Source organism: Burkholderia thailandensis E264 (assembly GCF_000012365.1).
GTDB classification, from domain to species: Bacteria; Pseudomonadota; Gammaproteobacteria; order Burkholderiales; family Burkholderiaceae; genus Burkholderia; species Burkholderia thailandensis.
This window is the reverse complement of the sequence record NC_007650.1, coordinates 1,523,268-1,539,547: the sequence shown is the minus strand read 5'-3', so window position 1 is coordinate 1,539,547 and position 16,280 is coordinate 1,523,268. Positions and strand designations below refer to the sequence as shown.

At 69.9% G+C, this 16,280-nt stretch carries 12 protein-coding genes and 1 pseudogene; 12 read left to right on the top strand and 1 reads right to left on the bottom strand.

The genetic code is table 11. The annotated features are described in order from the left end of the window. Positions 1 to 145: 145 nt before the first annotated feature. Entirely contained in the window at positions 146 to 1,900 is a 1,755-nt protein-coding gene (locus tag BTH_RS06600) for an N-acyl-D-amino-acid deacylase family protein (protein ID WP_009896931.1), read from the top strand. Between the two features lie 51 nt (positions 1,901 to 1,951). Here BTH_RS06600 and BTH_RS06595 read toward each other — a convergent pair whose 3' ends face one another. Next, a complete protein-coding gene (locus BTH_RS06595; protein WP_009896930.1) occupies positions 1,952 to 2,644 on the bottom strand; it encodes a helix-turn-helix transcriptional regulator in 693 nt (230 codons plus the stop codon). 150 nt (positions 2,645 to 2,794) lie between these two features. Here BTH_RS06595 and BTH_RS06590 point away from each other — a divergent pair, with 150 nt between their 5' ends. The 11 genes and pseudogenes from BTH_RS06590 to BTH_RS06545 all read left to right on the top strand — a co-directional run bounded on the left by BTH_RS06590 (position 2,795) and on the right by BTH_RS06545 (position 16,250). Continuing rightward, on the top strand, positions 2,795 to 3,892 hold the full coding sequence (locus BTH_RS06590) for an efflux RND transporter periplasmic adaptor subunit (RefSeq protein ID WP_011401222.1): 1,098 nt from the start codon (positions 2,795 to 2,797) through the stop codon (positions 3,890 to 3,892). Further along, positions 3,889 to 6,999 (top strand): efflux RND transporter permease subunit, encoded by a 3,111-nt coding sequence (locus BTH_RS06585; RefSeq protein WP_009896928.1) that lies wholly within the window; start codon positions 3,889 to 3,891, stop codon positions 6,997 to 6,999. Before BTH_RS06590 ends, BTH_RS06585 begins: the two co-directional genes overlap by 4 nt. A gap of 2 nt (positions 7,000 to 7,001) precedes the next feature. After that, positions 7,002 to 8,645, top strand: a complete 1,644-nt coding sequence (gene oprB, locus BTH_RS06580; protein WP_227739546.1) for an efflux RND transporter outer membrane subunit OprB — start codon at positions 7,002 to 7,004, stop codon at positions 8,643 to 8,645. Beyond that, positions 8,642 to 8,940 (top strand): annotated as a pseudogene (locus BTH_RS34970) (hypothetical protein). Before oprB ends, BTH_RS34970 begins: the two are co-directional and overlap by 4 nt. A gap of 45 nt (positions 8,941 to 8,985) precedes the next feature. Further along, the gene (gene ribA / locus BTH_RS06575) at positions 8,986 to 9,603 is read left to right on the top strand and encodes a GTP cyclohydrolase II (protein WP_009896926.1); all 618 of its coding nucleotides are present in this window, start codon (positions 8,986 to 8,988) and stop codon (positions 9,601 to 9,603) included. Beyond that, positions 9,600 to 11,297 carry a WD40 repeat domain-containing protein gene (locus tag BTH_RS06570; RefSeq protein ID WP_009896925.1) on the top strand — a complete coding sequence of 566 codons (1,698 nt, stop codon included), beginning with the start codon at positions 9,600 to 9,602 and terminating at the stop codon, positions 11,295 to 11,297. The genes ribA and BTH_RS06570 overlap by 4 nt, the downstream gene beginning before the upstream one ends. Continuing rightward, on the top strand, positions 11,294 to 12,004 hold the full coding sequence (locus BTH_RS06565) for a 1,6-didemethyltoxoflavin N1-methyltransferase (RefSeq protein WP_009896924.1): 711 nt from the start codon (positions 11,294 to 11,296) through the stop codon (positions 12,002 to 12,004). The genes BTH_RS06570 and BTH_RS06565 overlap by 4 nt, the downstream gene beginning before the upstream one ends. After that, complete coding sequence (locus BTH_RS06560; protein WP_009896923.1) at positions 12,001 to 12,984, top strand: formylglycine-generating enzyme family protein; 984 nt, start codon at positions 12,001 to 12,003, stop codon at positions 12,982 to 12,984. Before BTH_RS06565 ends, BTH_RS06560 begins: the two co-directional genes overlap by 4 nt. A 118-nt stretch (positions 12,985 to 13,102) precedes the next feature. Continuing rightward, positions 13,103 to 14,272: a bifunctional diaminohydroxyphosphoribosylaminopyrimidine deaminase/5-amino-6-(5-phosphoribosylamino)uracil reductase RibD gene (gene ribD / locus BTH_RS06555; protein ID WP_009896922.1), complete on the top strand. Its 1,170-nt coding sequence runs from the start codon at positions 13,103 to 13,105 to the stop codon at positions 14,270 to 14,272. Between the two features lie 59 nt (positions 14,273 to 14,331). Continuing rightward, positions 14,332 to 15,384, top strand: a complete 1,053-nt coding sequence (locus BTH_RS06550; RefSeq protein ID WP_009896921.1) for a methyltransferase — start codon at positions 14,332 to 14,334, stop codon at positions 15,382 to 15,384. Positions 15,385 to 15,386: 2 nt separating this feature from the next. Beyond that, positions 15,387 to 16,250, top strand: coding sequence for a VOC family protein (locus tag BTH_RS06545; RefSeq protein ID WP_009896920.1), 864 nt, complete (start codon positions 15,387 to 15,389; stop codon positions 16,248 to 16,250). Positions 16,251 to 16,280: the final 30 nt, after the last annotated feature.

The following is a 16,280-nucleotide window of genomic DNA, read 5'->3' as shown; positions in this document are numbered from 1 at the left end:
CGAATCGATGCGTCAATTCGAAGCAATATTCGATTGCAATTCATCTTGACATCGCTCAATGTCATGTTTCGACGGAGCACGACGGCCGTCGCGTCGCGGTTCGCCGCCCCCGGCCGTCTACAGAACGATATGGAGACCCCCCAAGATGGCGCGCTACGACACAATCATCCGCAACGGCTTGTGGTTCGACGGCACGGGCGCCGCGCCCCGCATGCGCGAGCTCGGCATTCGTGACGGCCGCGTCGCGATGGTGTCGGAGGCGCCGCTCGCCGCGGACGGCGCGAGCGTGATCGACGCCGCCGGCAAATGGGTGATGCCCGGCTTCGTCGACATCCACACGCATTACGACGCCGAGATTCTCGTCTCGCCGGGGCTGCCCGAATCGGTGCGGCACGGCGTGACGAGCGTCTTTCTCGGCTCGTGCTCGCTGTCGACGGTCCATGCGAACGCGCTCGACTGCACCGACCTCTTCAGCCGCGTCGAGGCGCTGCCGCGCGAGCAGATGCTCGCCGTGCTGTCGCGCGTGAAGACCTGGGACACCGCGGCTGCGTACGTCCGCCATCTCGAATCGCTGCCGCTCGGCCCGAACGTCGCCGCGTTCCTGGGCCACTCGGACCTGCGCACGCACGTGCTGGGCCTCGGGCGCGCGGTCGACGACCGCGTACGCCCGCACGAGGCCGAGCTGCAACGGATGGAGCGGCTGCTCGACGACGCGCTCGACGCGGGCTTCGTCGGCCTGTCGTCGATGACGACGCCTTGGGACAAGCTCGACGGCGAGCGCTACCGGTCGAAGTCGCTGCCGTCGACGTTCGCGACGTGGCGCGAATACCGGCGGCTGAACCGCGTGCTGCGCCGCCGCGGCCGCGTGCTGCAGAGCGCGCCGAACACGACGAATCCGCTGAACGGCCTGCTCTTCATGGCCGAGAGCTGCGGCTACTTCGTGCGCAAGCCGCTGCGCACGTCGCTGCTCGTCGCGGCGGACAGCAAGGCGGCGCCGCGCGGCACCATCGACGTGCAGCTCGGCGGCGTGCGGCTCGCGAACGCGCTGTTTCGCGGCGAGCTCGTCTGGCAGCATCTGCCGGTGCCGTTCGAGGTCTACGCGGACGGCATCGATTTCGTGATCTTCGAGGAATTCGGCGCGGGCCGCGCGGCGCTCCATTTGAACGACGCGCTCGAGCGCAACCGGCTGCTGCAGAACGAAGGCTATCGGCGCGAGTTCCGCAGGCAGGTCGGCAAGGGGCTCGATCTGCGGCTCTGGACGCGCGATCTGCACGACACGCGGATCGTCGGATGTCCGGACGCGTCGGTCGTCGGCAAGTCGTTCGGCCAGGTCGCGGACGAGCGCGGCATCCATCCGGCGGACGTGTTCCTCGATCTCGTCGTCGCGCACGGGCAGCAACTGCGCTGGTGCATGACGATCGCGAATCACCGCGCGGACGTGCTCGACCGGATCGCGACGCATCCGTCGCTGCAGATCGGCTTCGCCGATTCGGGCGCGCACCTGCGCAACATGGCGTTCTACAACGCGCCCGTGCGCTTCCTGCGCCGCGTGCGCGAGGCCGAGCGCGCCGGCCGGCCGTTCATGTCGGTGCAGCAGGCGGTGCATCGGCTGACGGGCGAGCTCGGCGCGTACTTCGGCGTCGACGCCGGCACGCTGCGCGCGGGCGACCGCGCCGATATCGCGATCGTCGATCCCGCGCATCTCGACGCGTCGGTCGACGCGTATCACGAAGAGGAGATGGCCGTGTTCGGCGGGCTGCGGCGGCTCGTGAACCGCAGCGGCGCGGCGATCGCGGCGACGCTCGTCAACGGGCAGCTCGTGTATCGCGACGGCGCGTTCGCCGAAGGCTTCGGCGACACGCGCCGCTGCGGGCAATTCCTGCGCGCGGCGTCGCGCTAGCCGGGCCGCTAGCGCACGCGCGGCCGGCCGGCCGGGGCGCCGGCGAGCCGGTCATTCGCGACGCGCGCGCCCGTCTTCCGCCGCCTCGCCCGCGCCGCTCGGCCGAATCCGGTACGCGCAGCGCCGCGCGCCGGCCGGGATGTGCTCGATGCGCTCGATCGTCAGCGCATCGCCCAGCATCTCGCGAAAGATCTCGAGTTCCGAGCGGCAGAACCCCTGGCACGCGGTCGCGGCCGCGCAGATCGGGCAGTGATTCTCGATGAAGAGCCAACCGTCGCCGTCGGGCGCGCGCGACCACTCGGCGAAATAGCCCTCGCGGTCGCGCAGCTCGGCGAGCCGCGCGATCCGCTTCTCCGGGTCCGTCACGCCGGCGAGCGTCTGCGCGTACGTGCGGCGCATCTCCGTCTCGCGCGCGGCGATCAGCAGATCGAGCGTCGGCTGGCCGAGCGTCGTGCGGATGATCCGGATCAGGTCGACCGTCATGTCCGCGTGCGCGTCCGGAAAGTGACCGTGGCCGAGCGACGTGAGCCGCCAGATCCGCGCCGGCCGCCCGACGCCCTGCGGCATGTTCTCCGCCTCGACGAGCCCTTCCGCCTCGAGCTTCTTCAATTGCTGCCGCGCGGCTTCGCCCGTCGTGCCGAGGTACGCGCCGAGTTCGGCCGCCTGCAGCGGCCCGCGCCGCTTCAGCACGTTCAGCACGCGCTCGGAGACCGGAATTTCCTGTTTTGAAAAATTATCGTCCATCGTTGCATTATCAAATGCCGGACTTGTGCAATGCAATGATATCGCGATGCACGCCGGACAATCACCCAAATAAAAAAAGGATATGCTTGACTTATTGGATCGTCAGACAAATCATGTCCGCGATTCTTACAAAATGATTGAGAGATTTCCATGGGCCGTCGGCTATTGCTTGCATTGGCGCTGTTGGCGTTCATCTTCGGCGGGCTGTTCCTGTGGCGGGAAAGCCGCGTGCAGGCCGCCGATCATCCCCCCGCCGCGCTCCCCGCGCTGACGGTCCCGGCCGTCGCCGTGCGCGCCGCGCCCGAGCGCGTGACGCTCGACGCGGTCGGCTCGCTCGACGCGGTCCGGCAGGTGACGCTCGCGCCCGAAGTGGCCGGGCGCATCGTCGCGCTGCAGTTCGACGCGGGCGCGGCGGTGCGCAAGGGGCAACTGATCGTCCAGCTCTTCGACGAGCCGGAGCACGCGAAGCTCGCGTCGATCCAGGCGAAGGCCGCCTACGCGAAGCGCCAGCTCGACCGGTCGCAGGCGCTCGCGCAGACGGGCGCGGAGCCGCGCAACCTCTTCGATCAGCACCGCTTCGATTTCGACGCGGCCGCGGCCGACATCCGCGAGACGCAGGCGGTGATCACGCAAAAGGCGGTGCGCGCGCCGTTCGACGGCGTGCTCGGCCTGCGCCGCGTGAACCTCGGCCAATATCTGAACGCGGGCGACGCGATCGCGACGCTCACCGATCTCGACACGCTGTACGCGAACTTCACGGTGCCGCAGAAGAGCCTGAGCCAGTTGCGTCTCGGCCAGAGCGTATCGATCACGACGGACGCGTATCCGGAGCGCACGCTCGTCGCGCGCGTGAGCGCGATCGAGCCGCAGATCAGCGCCGACACGCGCAACGTCGCCGTGCAGGCGACGCTGTCGAACCCCGATCGCCTGCTGCGCCCGGGCATGTACATCCAGGCGCGGCTCGAGCTGCCGCCGCGCGAGCGCGCGCTGACCGTGCCCGACACCGCGGTGCAGACTTCGCAGCGCGGCGAATCGGTGCTCGTCGTCGGCAAGCCGGGCCGCGACGGGCTCGGCGTCGTGCGGCTGCAGCCGGTGAGAACCGGCCGGCGCGCCGACGGCCGCATCGCGATCGCAGACGGGCTGCGCCCGGGCGACGTGGTCGTCACGTCGGGCCAGGTACGGCTCGCGGCGGGCGACAGGGTGAAGGTCGCGCTCGACGACGGCGCGGGCTCGGGAGCCGCGCAATGAACGCCGGCGCGCCCCACGATTCCGGCGCGGCCCGCGCGCGCTTCACGGACGTGTTCGTCCGCCGCCCGGTGCTGTCGCTCGTGTTCAGCCTGCTGATCCTGCTCGTCGGCCTGCGCGCGCTGATGTCGCTGCCGGTGCGCCAGTATCCGGCGCTCGAGAGCGCGACGATCAGCGTCGCGACCGATTATCCGGGCGCGTCGCAAGACCTGATGCAGGGCTTCGTGACGACGCCGATCGCGCAATCGATCGCGACCGCCGACGGCATCGAGTACATCACGTCGACGACGACGCAAGGCAAGAGCGTCGTGAAGGCGCGGCTGCGCCTGAACGCGAACGCGGACCGCGCGATGACCGAGGTGATGGCCAAGGTCCAGCAGGTGAAGTACAAGCTGCCCGCCGACGCGTACGATTCGGTGATCACGAAGCTCACCGACGCGCCGACCGCGGTGATGTATCTCGGCTTCGCGAGCGATACGCTGTCGATTCCGCAGATCACCGATTATGTGGTGCGCGTCGCGCAGCCGCTCGTGACGACGGTGCCGGGCGTCGCCTCCGCCGAGATCCTCGGCGGCCAGAACCTCGCGATGCGCGTCTGGCTCGACGCGACGCGGCTCGCCGCGCACGGGCTCGCCGCGGGCGACGTCGCCGCGGCGATCCGCGCGAACAACGTGCAGGCGGCGCCGGGCCAGGTCAAGGGCTCGCTCACGATCGCCGACATCTCGGCGAACACCGATCTGACCGACGTCGGCGCGTTCAACGAGATGGTCGTGAAAAGCGCGCCGAACGGCGGCGGCCTCGTGCGGCTGAAGGACGTCGCGACCGTGGAGATCGGCGGCGAGAACTACAACTCGAGCGCGCTGATGAACGGCCGCCGCGCGGTGTACATCGCGGTCAACGCGACGCCCGCGGGCAACCCGCTCGAGATCGTGCGCGGCGTCGGCGCGGTGCTGCCCGCGATGGAGCGCAACAAGCCCGCGAGCGTCCAGATCGCGAACATGTTCGACGGCGCGCGCTTCGTCAACGCGTCGATCGCCGAGGTCCGCTCGACGCTCACCGAGGCGATCGCGATCGTCGTCGTCGTGATCTTCCTGTTCCTCGGCTCGTTTCGCGCGGTGATCATCCCGGTGCTGACGATTCCGCTGTCGCTCGTCGGCTCGGCGGCGCTGATGCTCGCCGCGGGCTTCTCGCTGAACCTGCTGACGCTGCTCGCGATGGTGCTTGCGATCGGGCTCGTCGTCGACGATGCGATCGTCGTCGTCGAGAACATCCACCGCCACATCGAGCAGGGCGAGCCGCCCGTGCGCGCGGCGCTGATCGGCGCGCGCGAGATCGCGTCGCCCGTGCTCGTGATGATGGCGACGCTGATCTCCGTCTATGCGCCGATCGGGCTGATGGGCGGCCTCACCGGCTCGCTGTTCAAGGAGTTCGCGTTCACGCTCGCGGGCGCGGTGCTCGTGTCGGGCATCGTCGCGCTCACGCTGTCGCCGATGCTCGGCTCGCTGCTGCTCACGAGCAGGATGTCCGAGGGCCGCGTCGCGAAGGCGATCGAGCGCACGCTCGAGCGCGTGACGCATGCGTACCGGCGCGGCCTGCACGCGAGCCTCGCCGCGCGGCCCGCGATTCTGCTGATCGGCGCCGGCGTGCTCGCGGGCATCGTGCTGCTCTTCTCGGGCGTGAAGCGCGAGCTCGCGCCGCAGGAGGACCAGGGCTCGATCATGGTCGCGGTGAAGGCGCCGCAGTACGCGAACCTCGATTACATGGAACGCTACGCGCCCGATATCGAGCGCGTGTTCCGCACGCTGCCCGAGGCCGACACGAGCTTCATCCTGAACAGCTACGGCGGCAGCAATCTCGGCTTCGCGGGCGTGAACCTCGTCGACTGGGACAAGCGCACGCGCAGCGCGGCGGCGCTGCAGGCGCTGATCCAGGCGCGCGGCGACGGAATTCGCGGCGACCGCGTGTTCGCGTTCCAGTTGCCGGCGCTGCCCGCGTCGAGCGGCGGGCTGCCGATCCAGATGGTGCTGCGCGCGCCGTCGGGCTTCGCGGATCTCTACGCGCAGATGGAACGGATCAAGGCGGCCGCGCAAAAGAGCGGCCTCTTCGCGGTGCTCGACAGCGATCTGACGTTCGACAGCCGCGCGGTGGGCGTGACGATCGACCGCAATCAGGCGAACACGCTCGGCGTGACGATGAAGGACATCGCCGACACGCTCGCCGTGCTCGTCGGCGAGAACTACGTGAACCGCTTCAACTTCAAGGGCCGCTCGTACGACGTGATCCCGCAGGTGTCGCGCGGCGAGCGGCTGTCCTCCGAGATGCTCAGCCGCTATTACGTGAAGACGGGCTCGGGGCAGATGATTCCGCTGTCGACCGTGATTCACGTGACGAACGGCAGCCAGGCGAACGCGCTCAGCCAGTTCAACCAGATGAACGCGGCGACGTTCTCCGCGGTGCCCGCGCCCGGCGTGACGATGGGCGACGCGGTGGCGTTCCTCGAGGCGCAGAAGCTGCCCGCCGGCTTCTCGATCGACTGGCTCGGCGAATCGCGGCAATACGTGCAGGAAGGCAACCGGCTCGCCGTCACGTTCGGCTTCGCGCTGATCGTGATCTTCCTCGTGCTCGCCGCGCAGTTCGAGAGCCTGCGCGATCCGCTCGTGATCCTGGTGTCGGTGCCGCTGTCGATCTGCGGCGCGCTCGCCCCGCTCTACCTCGGTTTCGCGACGCTCAACATCTATACGCAGATCGGGCTCGTCACGCTGATCGGGCTGATCTCGAAGCACGGAATCCTGATGGTCAGCTTCGCCAACGATCTGCAGCGCCACGAAGGGCTCGGCCGGCGCGAGGCGATCGAGCGCGCGGCGGCGGTGCGGCTGCGACCGATCCTGATGACGACCGCGGCGATGGTCGCGGGCCTCGTGCCGCTCGTGTTCGCCGCGGGCGCCGGCGCGGCGAGCCGCTTCGCGATCGGCATCACGGTGTCGACAGGCATGCTGGTCGGCACGCTGTTCACGCTGTTCGTGCTGCCGACCGTCTATACGTTCGTCGCGAAGGATCACGGCGCGGCGATGCGCAGCGAGCGCGCGCAACTTCTCGCAGCCACTCGATAACCATGAACGACACGATGCATCGCTTCCCTCACGATACGGCGGCGGTCCCGCGCCGTTGCCGCCGCCGCGCGCGCGGCGCTGCCCGCGCTTCGTGCGCCGCGTGCGCGTCGATCGCGCGCACGGCGGTTCGCGCCGCCGCCGTCGCGGCCGCCCTCTTCGCCGCGGGCTGCACGCTCGCGCCGCGCTACGAGCGTCCGGCCGCGCCCGTGTCGGGCGCGTTCCCGACCGACGGCGTCTACGCCGCGCAGCCGGGCGCCGCGGCCGGCGCGCGCAGCGCGAACGGCCAGGCGGCCGTCGACATCGGCTGGCGCGAGTTCTTCGTCGATCCGCGCCTGCAGCGGCTGATCGAGATCGCGCTGAAGAACAACCGCGATCTGCGCGTGTCGGTGCTCAACGTCGAGGCGTCGCGCGCGCAGTATCGGATCACGCGCGCGGGCCTGTTCCCGACGCTCGACGGCACCGGCACGGGCACGATCCAGCGCACGCCGGCCGGTGTGTCGGTAACCGGCCAGCCGCTCATCTCGCGGACCTACAATGTCGGCGTGTCCGCGTCGTGGGAGCTCGACCTGTTCGGCCGCGTGCAGAGCCTGAAGGATCAGGCGCTCGCGCAATACTTCGCGACCGCGCAGGCGCGCAAGGCCGCGGAGATCTCGCTCGTCGCGAGCGTCGCCGATCAGTATCTGACGCTGCTGTCGACCGACGATCTGCTGCAGATCACGGAGAACACGCTGAAGACGGCGCGCGCGTCGTACGACCTGACGAAGCTGCAGTTCGACAACGGCACCGGCTCGGAGCTCGATCTGCGGCAGGCGCAGACGGTCGTCGAGACCGCGCTCGCGAACCAGCAGGCGCAGGCGCGCGCCCGCGCGCAGGCGGTCAACGCGCTCGTGCTGCTGATCGGCGAGCCGCTGCCCGACGATCTGCCGGCCGGCCTGCCGCTCAATGCGCAGAATCTGCTGACCGACATCCCGGCCGGGCTGCCGTCCGATCTGCTGACGCGCCGCCCCGACATCATGCAGGCCGAGGAGACGCTGCGCGCGGCGAACGCGAACATCGGCGCGGCGCGTGCGGCGTTCTTCCCGAAAATCTCGCTCACCGGCGCGTTCGGCACCGCGAGCCCGACGCTCGGCGGCCTGTTCAAGGCGGGCACGGCGGCGTGGTCGTTCGCGCCGAGCATCGCGCTGCCGATCTTCGAGGGCGGACAGAACATCGCCAATCTCGATCTCGCGCACGTGCAGAAGCGCATCGAGATCGCGAACTACGAGAAGGCGATCCAGAGCGCGTTCCGCGAGGTGTCGGACGGGCTTGCCGCGCGCGGCACGTACGATCAGCAGATCGCGGCGCTCGAGCGCAACGAGCACGCGCAGCAGCGCCGCTACGATCTGTCGGACCTGCGCTACAAGAACGGCGTCGACAGTTATCTGTCGGTGCTGACCGCGCAGACGGATCTGTATTCGGCGCAGCAGCAACTGATCAGCGCGCGGCTCGCGCGCTGGACGAACCTCGTCGATCTGTATCGCGCGCTGGGCGGCGGCTGGATCGAACGCGCGGGCGAGACGCCGCGCCCGGCGGATGCGCCTGTCGACTACGGCAAGGCGGCAGCGCCTGCGCCGGCGTCGGCGCGAACAGCGGCCGAGATTGGTTGAACGCGCAACCCAACGGGCGGCAACCCAACGGGCGGCGGCCGAACGGATGGCGCTCCGGTCGAGCGCGAATCGGGCGCCGCCTGGAACCCGAAGAAAAACGGATCGGGAAATGATCGGCGATACCGTAATCGGTACGGATGCACAATCGGCGATGCTTTTGCACAATCGAACGCAGCAGCCAATCAAGAGCTCGCCTAGAACCCGAGAGACAGCAACAAGCCGGAAATCGATTCAAGCATTCGACATAACAATCCAAAGACTTCCGTGTTCTTCGCGATGCGTATCTCAATGTTGAATAACCTTGAGGCACAGCATGAACGATGGTCGAATTTCCCCAACGATGAGCGCGTCCGTCCGTACGCGCGTCAATGTGCCCATTCGTCCGCGCACCGCGCAACAGCGGTTCGATGCCGAAATGGTCACGTTCCAGGGCCTATGCGACAACGCCGAGCATCTCGCGCTCGTTTTCGGGCCGCTCGCCGACGCGCCGCTCGTGCGCGTGCATTCCGAGTGCCTGACGGGCGACGTGTTCGGCTCCGCGCGCTGCGATTGCGGCGAGCAGCTCGACGAGTCGGTCGCGATGTTCGGCCGTGAAGGCGGCATCCTGCTCTATCTGCGCCAGGAGGGGCGCGGCATCGGGCTGTACAACAAGCTCGACGCGTACCGCCTGCAGATCTCGCAGGGCCTCGACACGTTCGCGGCGAACCGCGCGCTGAATTTCCCCGACGACATGCGCGATTTCCGCGTCGCCGCGCAAATGCTGCAGGCGCTCGGCGTCACCGAGATCTCGCTCGTCACCAACAACCCGGACAAGGTCTCGCAGATCGAGAAGCACGGCATCCGCATCCGGCGCGTGCTGCAGACGGGCGTGTTCGTCAACACCACGAACCACGGCTACCTGCGCGCGAAGATCGATCACCACCGCCACGCCATCAACCTCAGCCAGGAACTGCAATGATCACTCACCGCGCACCGATCAGCGGGATTGCCGCGCACCGCGACCAGTACGTTCTGACGGCCGGTTACGACAACCAGGTCATCCTGTGGGACGCGAAGACCCAGCGTCCGCTCGCCCGCGCGATGCACGACCACCTCGCGAATCAGGGGGCGTTCTCGCCCGACGGCGCGTACGTCGTCACGTCGTCGTCCGATTACAGCGCCCGCCTCTGGACCGTGCCCGATCTGCGGCTCGTCGCCGTGTTCGCTGATCAGGAGGACGACGTCGAGATGAGCGCGTTCCATCCGGACAAGCCGCTCGTCGCGACCGCGTCGCGCGATCACCGCGTGCGCGTCTACGATTTCGGCGGCAGGCTGCTGCACACGTTCAGCGGCCATACGGCCGACGTGATCTCCGTCGAATGGATGCGCGGCGCCGACGAGATCGTCTCGTCGAGCGACGACGGCACGATCAAGCGCTGGTCGCTCGCGAACAACGGCCTCGTCGCCGACATCGATCTCGACGGCATCGAGACCGACACGATCGCGATCGCCGCCGACGGCCGCATTTTCGCGGGCAACGACGAGGGCGAGATCATCTCGATCGGCGTCGACGGCGCGCGCGCGACGATCGCCGCGCACGACGCGGGCGTGAAGCGCCTCGTGCTCGACGGCGACCGCGGCCTGCTCGTGTCGCTGTCGTACGACCGCACGATGCGGCTCTGGAGGGTCGGCGCGGCGGGCGAGCCGCAGGCGCTCGGCGGCGCGGCGCTGCCGCCCGAGGTGTGGCCGCGCTCGTGCTCGTTCGAGGGCGACGAGCACATCGTGTTCTCGACGTTCCACTCGAGCTACCGCCGCTACAACTGGAAGACCGAGCGCTGGGACGCGGCCGAGCTGCCGCCGACGCACGGCGTGAACGCGGTGCAGCCCGTCGACGGCCATCTGTGGACGATCGGCGACGCGGGCATCGTGCGGGTGGACCAGCGCGAGCATGCGCGCACGGGCAGCCTGTGCAATTTCCTCGCGCCAGCGGGCGACCTGATCCTGACGGGCGGCCAGCTCGGCAAGGTGTTCGACGCGCGCAGCGGCCGCGAACTGCATCAGCACCGCTCGCCGCTGAATTGCGGCGTGGCGTTCGCGCGCGACGGCGCGGCGCATGCGGTGATCGGCACGTATACGGGCGAAGGCATCGTGCTGCGGATCGACGGCACACGGGCGACGCACGTGGCCGACCTGCCGCTGCACGCGAACGCAGTCAAGGGCATCGCGATCTCCGGCGATCTGATCTTCTCGGTCGCGGCCGACGCGTCGGCCACCTGGTATCGCGCGTCGACGCTCGAGCCGGCGTTCGAGCTCAAGCGCGCGCACGACAAGATCGCGAACGGCTGCGCGGGCCTCGGCGACGGCTACTTCGCGTCGGTGAGCCGCGACCTGAAGCTGCGGATCTGGTCGCCGGACCATCACGCGGAGGTGATCGCGACGCCGCACACGCACTCGATCAAATGCGTCGCGGCGAGCGCCGACGGCCGCTACGTCGCCACCGGCAGCTACAACGGCCGCGTCGCCGTCTACGACCGCGTCGAGACGCGCTGGGCGCTCGACGCGCGCGTGACGACGGCGGGCGTATCGTCGCTCGCGTACGATCCGGCCGCGCGCGCGTTCCTCGCGAGCTCGTACGACGGCAGCGTGTACCGCATTCCGCTGGAGCGCGCATGAGCGCCGCCGAACCGCACTACATCGACGCGCAACGCGCGATCGCGCCCGTCGACGCGCCGCTCGCGGCGCCGCACGAATACGCGGCGGTGCTGCGCTCGGATTTCGTGTCGAGCTATCACGACGGCCGCGACGTCTGGACCGACGAGGCGGCGATGCGTCCGGCGAGTGCGATCCTGCACGCGCATCTCGGCCGCCCCGCCGTCGTCCTCGACGCGGGCGCGGGCCGCGGCCGCGACACCGCGTACTTCCTCGAGCAAGGGCACCGGGTGACGGCGGTCGATCTCGTCGAGCCGCCCGAGTGGGCGCCGCTCGCGCAGCGCTGGGGCGAGCGGGTGCGCTTCGTCGCGTGCCCCGTGTCCGAGCTCGACGGCGAAGCCCGCTTCGACGGCGCGCTCGACAACGGCTGCCTGCACCACCAGCATCCGGACGCGTACGGCACGTACCTCGCGCGCATCCACGCACTGTTGCGGCCCGACGGGCGCTTCACGATCTCCGTGTTCGAATCCGACGGCCCCGGGCGGCTCTACGCGAACCACGCGCAGCGCCTCTATCGCGAGTTCACCGAGCCCGAGCTCGCCGAACTGCTGCGCGCCGCGCATTTCACCCCCGTCGACAGCCAGCGGGTGCCGCGGCCGAAAGCCGGCCTGCACTATCTGGTGATGACGGCCCGCAAAACCGATTCGACTGACGCGAGTGGACGCCGATGACGCTCAAGCTGGCCGACAACCCGAACCGCCTCAGCGACCGCGCGGCAATGGCGCTGCCGGACGATCTGTTCGTCGCGCGCACGAGCGCGACGGTCTTCTCGACGCATGTCGATTTGCTGCGCATGACGAGCGCGCAGTGGATCGCGATCGCCGAGAGTCCCGACGCGCCGTTCGAGCGGCGCTACGCGGCGGGCACGCTGCTCGGATTCGCGGGCGATCCGCGCATCCGAGCGCTCGATCCGCCGATGTGCGACGTGCCCGCCGCGCGCGCGCGGCTCGGCACCGAGCCGGCGCGCGTGCCGCAGGTGATCGCCGAATGGGCGCGCGTCGGCGTGATCGACGAATGGATCGAGAAGGAATGCCCGCGCCATACGGTCGAGCTCGCCGCGTACCGGATGATGCGCTACCCGGTCACGAACCTCGAATACCGGCGGTTCCTCGAGGAGACGGGCGCGCCGTGGCTGCCGACGTCGTGGACGTTCGGCGTCTACCCGCTCGAGCGCGCGAACCATCCGGTCTGGTCGGTGCCCGCCGAGGCCGCCGACGCGTACGCGACCTGGCTTGGCGAAGCGACCGGCCGGCGCTTCCGGCTGCCGACCGAGGCCGAATGGGAGTACGCGGCGTCGGGCGGCGCGGACGTCGAGTATCCGTGGGGCGACGCGTTCGATCCGCGCGCGGCGAACACGGTCGAGGCGGGGCCGCTGTCGACGACGCCCGTCGGCATCTTCCCGCTCGGGCGCAGCGCGTTCGGCATCGACGATCTGGCCGGCAACGTCGAGGAATACGTCGCCGACGACTATCGCCCGTATCCGGGCGGCGAGGCGATCGCCGACGATCTCGCCGTCACGCAGGGCGGCTACCGGATCGCGCGCGGCGGCAGCTTCACGCGCTTCGGCGATCTCGCGCGCTGCGCGCGCCGCCACGGCCGCTATCAGCGCGACATCTACGCGATGGGTTTTCGCCTCGCGGAGTCGCGATGAACGCCGGATCGAGCGCCGGCCGGCGCGCACGCCCTCCGTCGATGCGGCACGCCCGCGCGCCGCGAGCGGCGCCGGCGGTGTACGCGCCGCCCTCGACCGATCGGACGGGCCGCCGACGATGAGCACGTTCTCCGACATCGACCGCATGCACATGGCCCATGCGCTGCGGCTCGCCGAACAGGGGCTTTACACGACGCATCCGAACCCGCGCGTCGGCTGCGTGATCGCGCGCGGCGCCCAGACGCTCGGCGCGGGCTGGCACCGCCGCGCGGGCGAACCGCACGCGGAAGTGCACGCGCTGCGCGAAGCGGGCGAACGCGCGCGCGGCGCAACCGCGTACGTGACGCTCGAGCCCTGCGCGCACTTCGGCAGGACGCCGCCGTGCGCGAACGCGCTCGTCGCGGCGGGCGTCGCGCGCGTCGTGATCGCCGCGCGCGATCCGTTCGAGCAGGTCGCGGGGCGCGGAGCCGCGCGCCTGGCCGACGCGGGCATCGTCGTCGAGCAAGGCTTGCTGGAGGCGCAGGCGCGCGAGCTGAACATCGGCTTTTTCAGCCGGATCGAGCGCGGCCGGCCGTGGACGCGCGCGACGCTCAGCCTGCCGATCGACGGACCGCCCGCGCCCGATTCGGCCGACCTGGCGGCGCTTGACGCTGCGCCGTCCGAGGCGCGCGACGACCTCCGGCACTGGCGCGCGCGCAGCTCGGTCGTGCTCGAACGCGCGCCCGACGCCGGCCGCGCCGTCGGGCGCGACGGGGCCGCGCCCCGCTACGTCGTGAGCGCGCGGGACTGTGCGGCGCTCGGCGCGGCGAGCGTCGCGTGCGCGCCCGCCGACGGCGCGCCGACGCTCGCGCTGCATCGCGACGACAAAGGCGGGCGCGCATGCGAAGACGCGTGCGGCAGCGGCCATCGCGCCGATCGCGCCGATGCGCGGCCCGCCGGCGCACCGTCGGCTCCGGTTGCCGACACCGACGCCTGCCTGCCGCTGCCCGACGCGTTTGCGCGGCTCGCGAAGCAAGGCGTCAACGAGTTGTTCGTCGAGGCCGATCTCGCGTTGTGCGACGCGCTGTTCGGCGCCGATCTCGCCGACGAGCTGTTGCTGTATGCACACCCGGCGAGCCGCGACGCGCCCGTATCGGCGTCGTGGCTCGCCGCGGCGATCGACGACGTCGCGCGCCGCTGGGGCCTGCGGCCGCGCGAGCGCCTCGCGATCGGCCGCGGCGAGCGGATCGTGCTGCGCCGCGCGCGCGGGCCCGAGCCCGGGCAAGGCGCGTCGGGCGTCACCCCATAGCCGCGCGGCGCATCGCCGCGCACCGCTTTATTTCAGGACCACATCGAACGAGGACCTCAATGAACGCATCCGCAGTCGAGACCATCTACGAGTCGACCGAAGACAAGGCGGCACTGACTTCGGTCGTCGATCTGGTGAAGCTGTCCGATCAATACCGGCAATCGGCGATCCTGCATTACGCCGTCGCCGACAAGCTGTTCGACCTCACGCAGACGGGCCGCACGCCGGCCGAGGTCGCCGCGAGCTTCGGCATGGTCGAGGGCAAGGCGGCGATCCTGCTGCATGCGCTCGCCGCGCTCGGGCTGTTGACGAAGGAAGGCGACGCGTTCCGCAACACCGCGCTGACCGAGCGCTATCTGACGACGACGAGCGCCGACTACATCGGCCCGATCGTCGAGCACCAGTATCTGCAATGGGACAACTGGCCGCGCCTCGGGGAAATCCTGCGCAGCGAAAAGCCGCTCGCGTTCCAGCAGGAAAGCCGCTTCGCGCACGACACGCGCGCGCGCGACGCGTTCAACGACGCGATGGTGCGCCTGAGCCAGCCGATGGTCGACGTCGTGAGCGAGCTCGGCGTGTTCGCGCGCGCGCGCACGGTGATCGATCTCGCGGGCGGCCACGGCACGTATCTCGCGCAGGTGCTGCGCCGCCATCCGCAATTGACGGGCCAGATCTGGGATCTGCCGACGACCCGCGACGCCGCGCGCAAGACGATCCACGCGCACGACTTGGGCGGCCGCGTCGAGTTCTTCGAGAAGAACCTGCTCGACGCGCGCAATTTCGAGGGCGGCGCGGCCGATGTCGTGATGCTCAACGATTGCCTGCACTACTTCGACGCGCGCGAGGCGCGCGAGGTCATCGGCCACGCGGCCGGCCTCGTGAAGCCGGGCGGCGCGCTGCTGATCCTCACGATGACGATGAACGACGACCGCGTGACGCCCGCGCTGTCCGCCGATTTCTCGCTGCACATGATGGTGAACACGAATCACGGCGAGCTGCACCCGACGCCGTGGATCGCAGGTGTCGTGCGCGACGCCGGCCTCGCCGTCGGCGAGCGGTCGATCGGCCGCTACACGCTGCTCATCGGTCAACGTTCCTCCGGCGAGGTCTAACCATGCTCGTTTTCGAACTGATCAATCTCGACGCCGCCCCCGCCGACGCGGAGCGGCTCACGCGCACGCTGTCCGCGCAATGCACGGCGGCCGGCTACCGGCTGCGCGCGCCGCAGGCCGACGGCCCGGCGCCCGACGGCGTGTTCGTGCTGTCGCGCTCGGCGTCGGCCGCCGCGGGCGCCGGGCGCGCCGGCGTGCCCGGCTGGGCCGCCGCCGCGCAGATCCGCATCGATGCGGCCGGCAACGAAGGCGAAGCGCCCGCGATCTGGCGCGAAGCCCATCCGGGCGCGTTCTGCTATCCGCTCGCGCTGTCGCTGAAGGCGGCCGACGCATCGGCCGACCTCGTGCGCGACTGGCTCGCGGGCTTCGCCACCTTCACCGCATGCATCAAGATGTGGCGGCGGCTGCGCGACGCACCCGAGCAAGGCCGCCCGCGCGAGCTGCGCGTGAATCACATCAACATCCTCGCGCGCGATCTCGAGCGATCGGTCGACTTCTACCGCCGAATCTTCGGAGCGTCGTACTGCTACAACCTCGGTCCGAAGAAGGTTGTAATGGAGCTCAACGGCTTCGATTTCTTCATCGAGCAGGCGGACGCCGTCGCCTACCCGCCCGGCTATCACTTCGGCGTGCGCGCGGGCCCGGACGGCGTGAAGACGATCGCCGCGCTCGTCGAGGCGGACGGAGACATCCGGATCGTCAAGGGCAACGGCCCGGCGCCCGGCTTTCACGCGGGCCCCGACCGCGTGCGCACCGCGGTCTACTTCCAGGACCCCGACGGGCTCGAGATCGAAGTCTATTCCCCGGAGATCGAGATGCTCGAGAGCAATCCGCAATTGATCTCGCAGCATCTGTCGCCATCCTGACGAACCCAACCCGCAACCGACGAGGTAGTC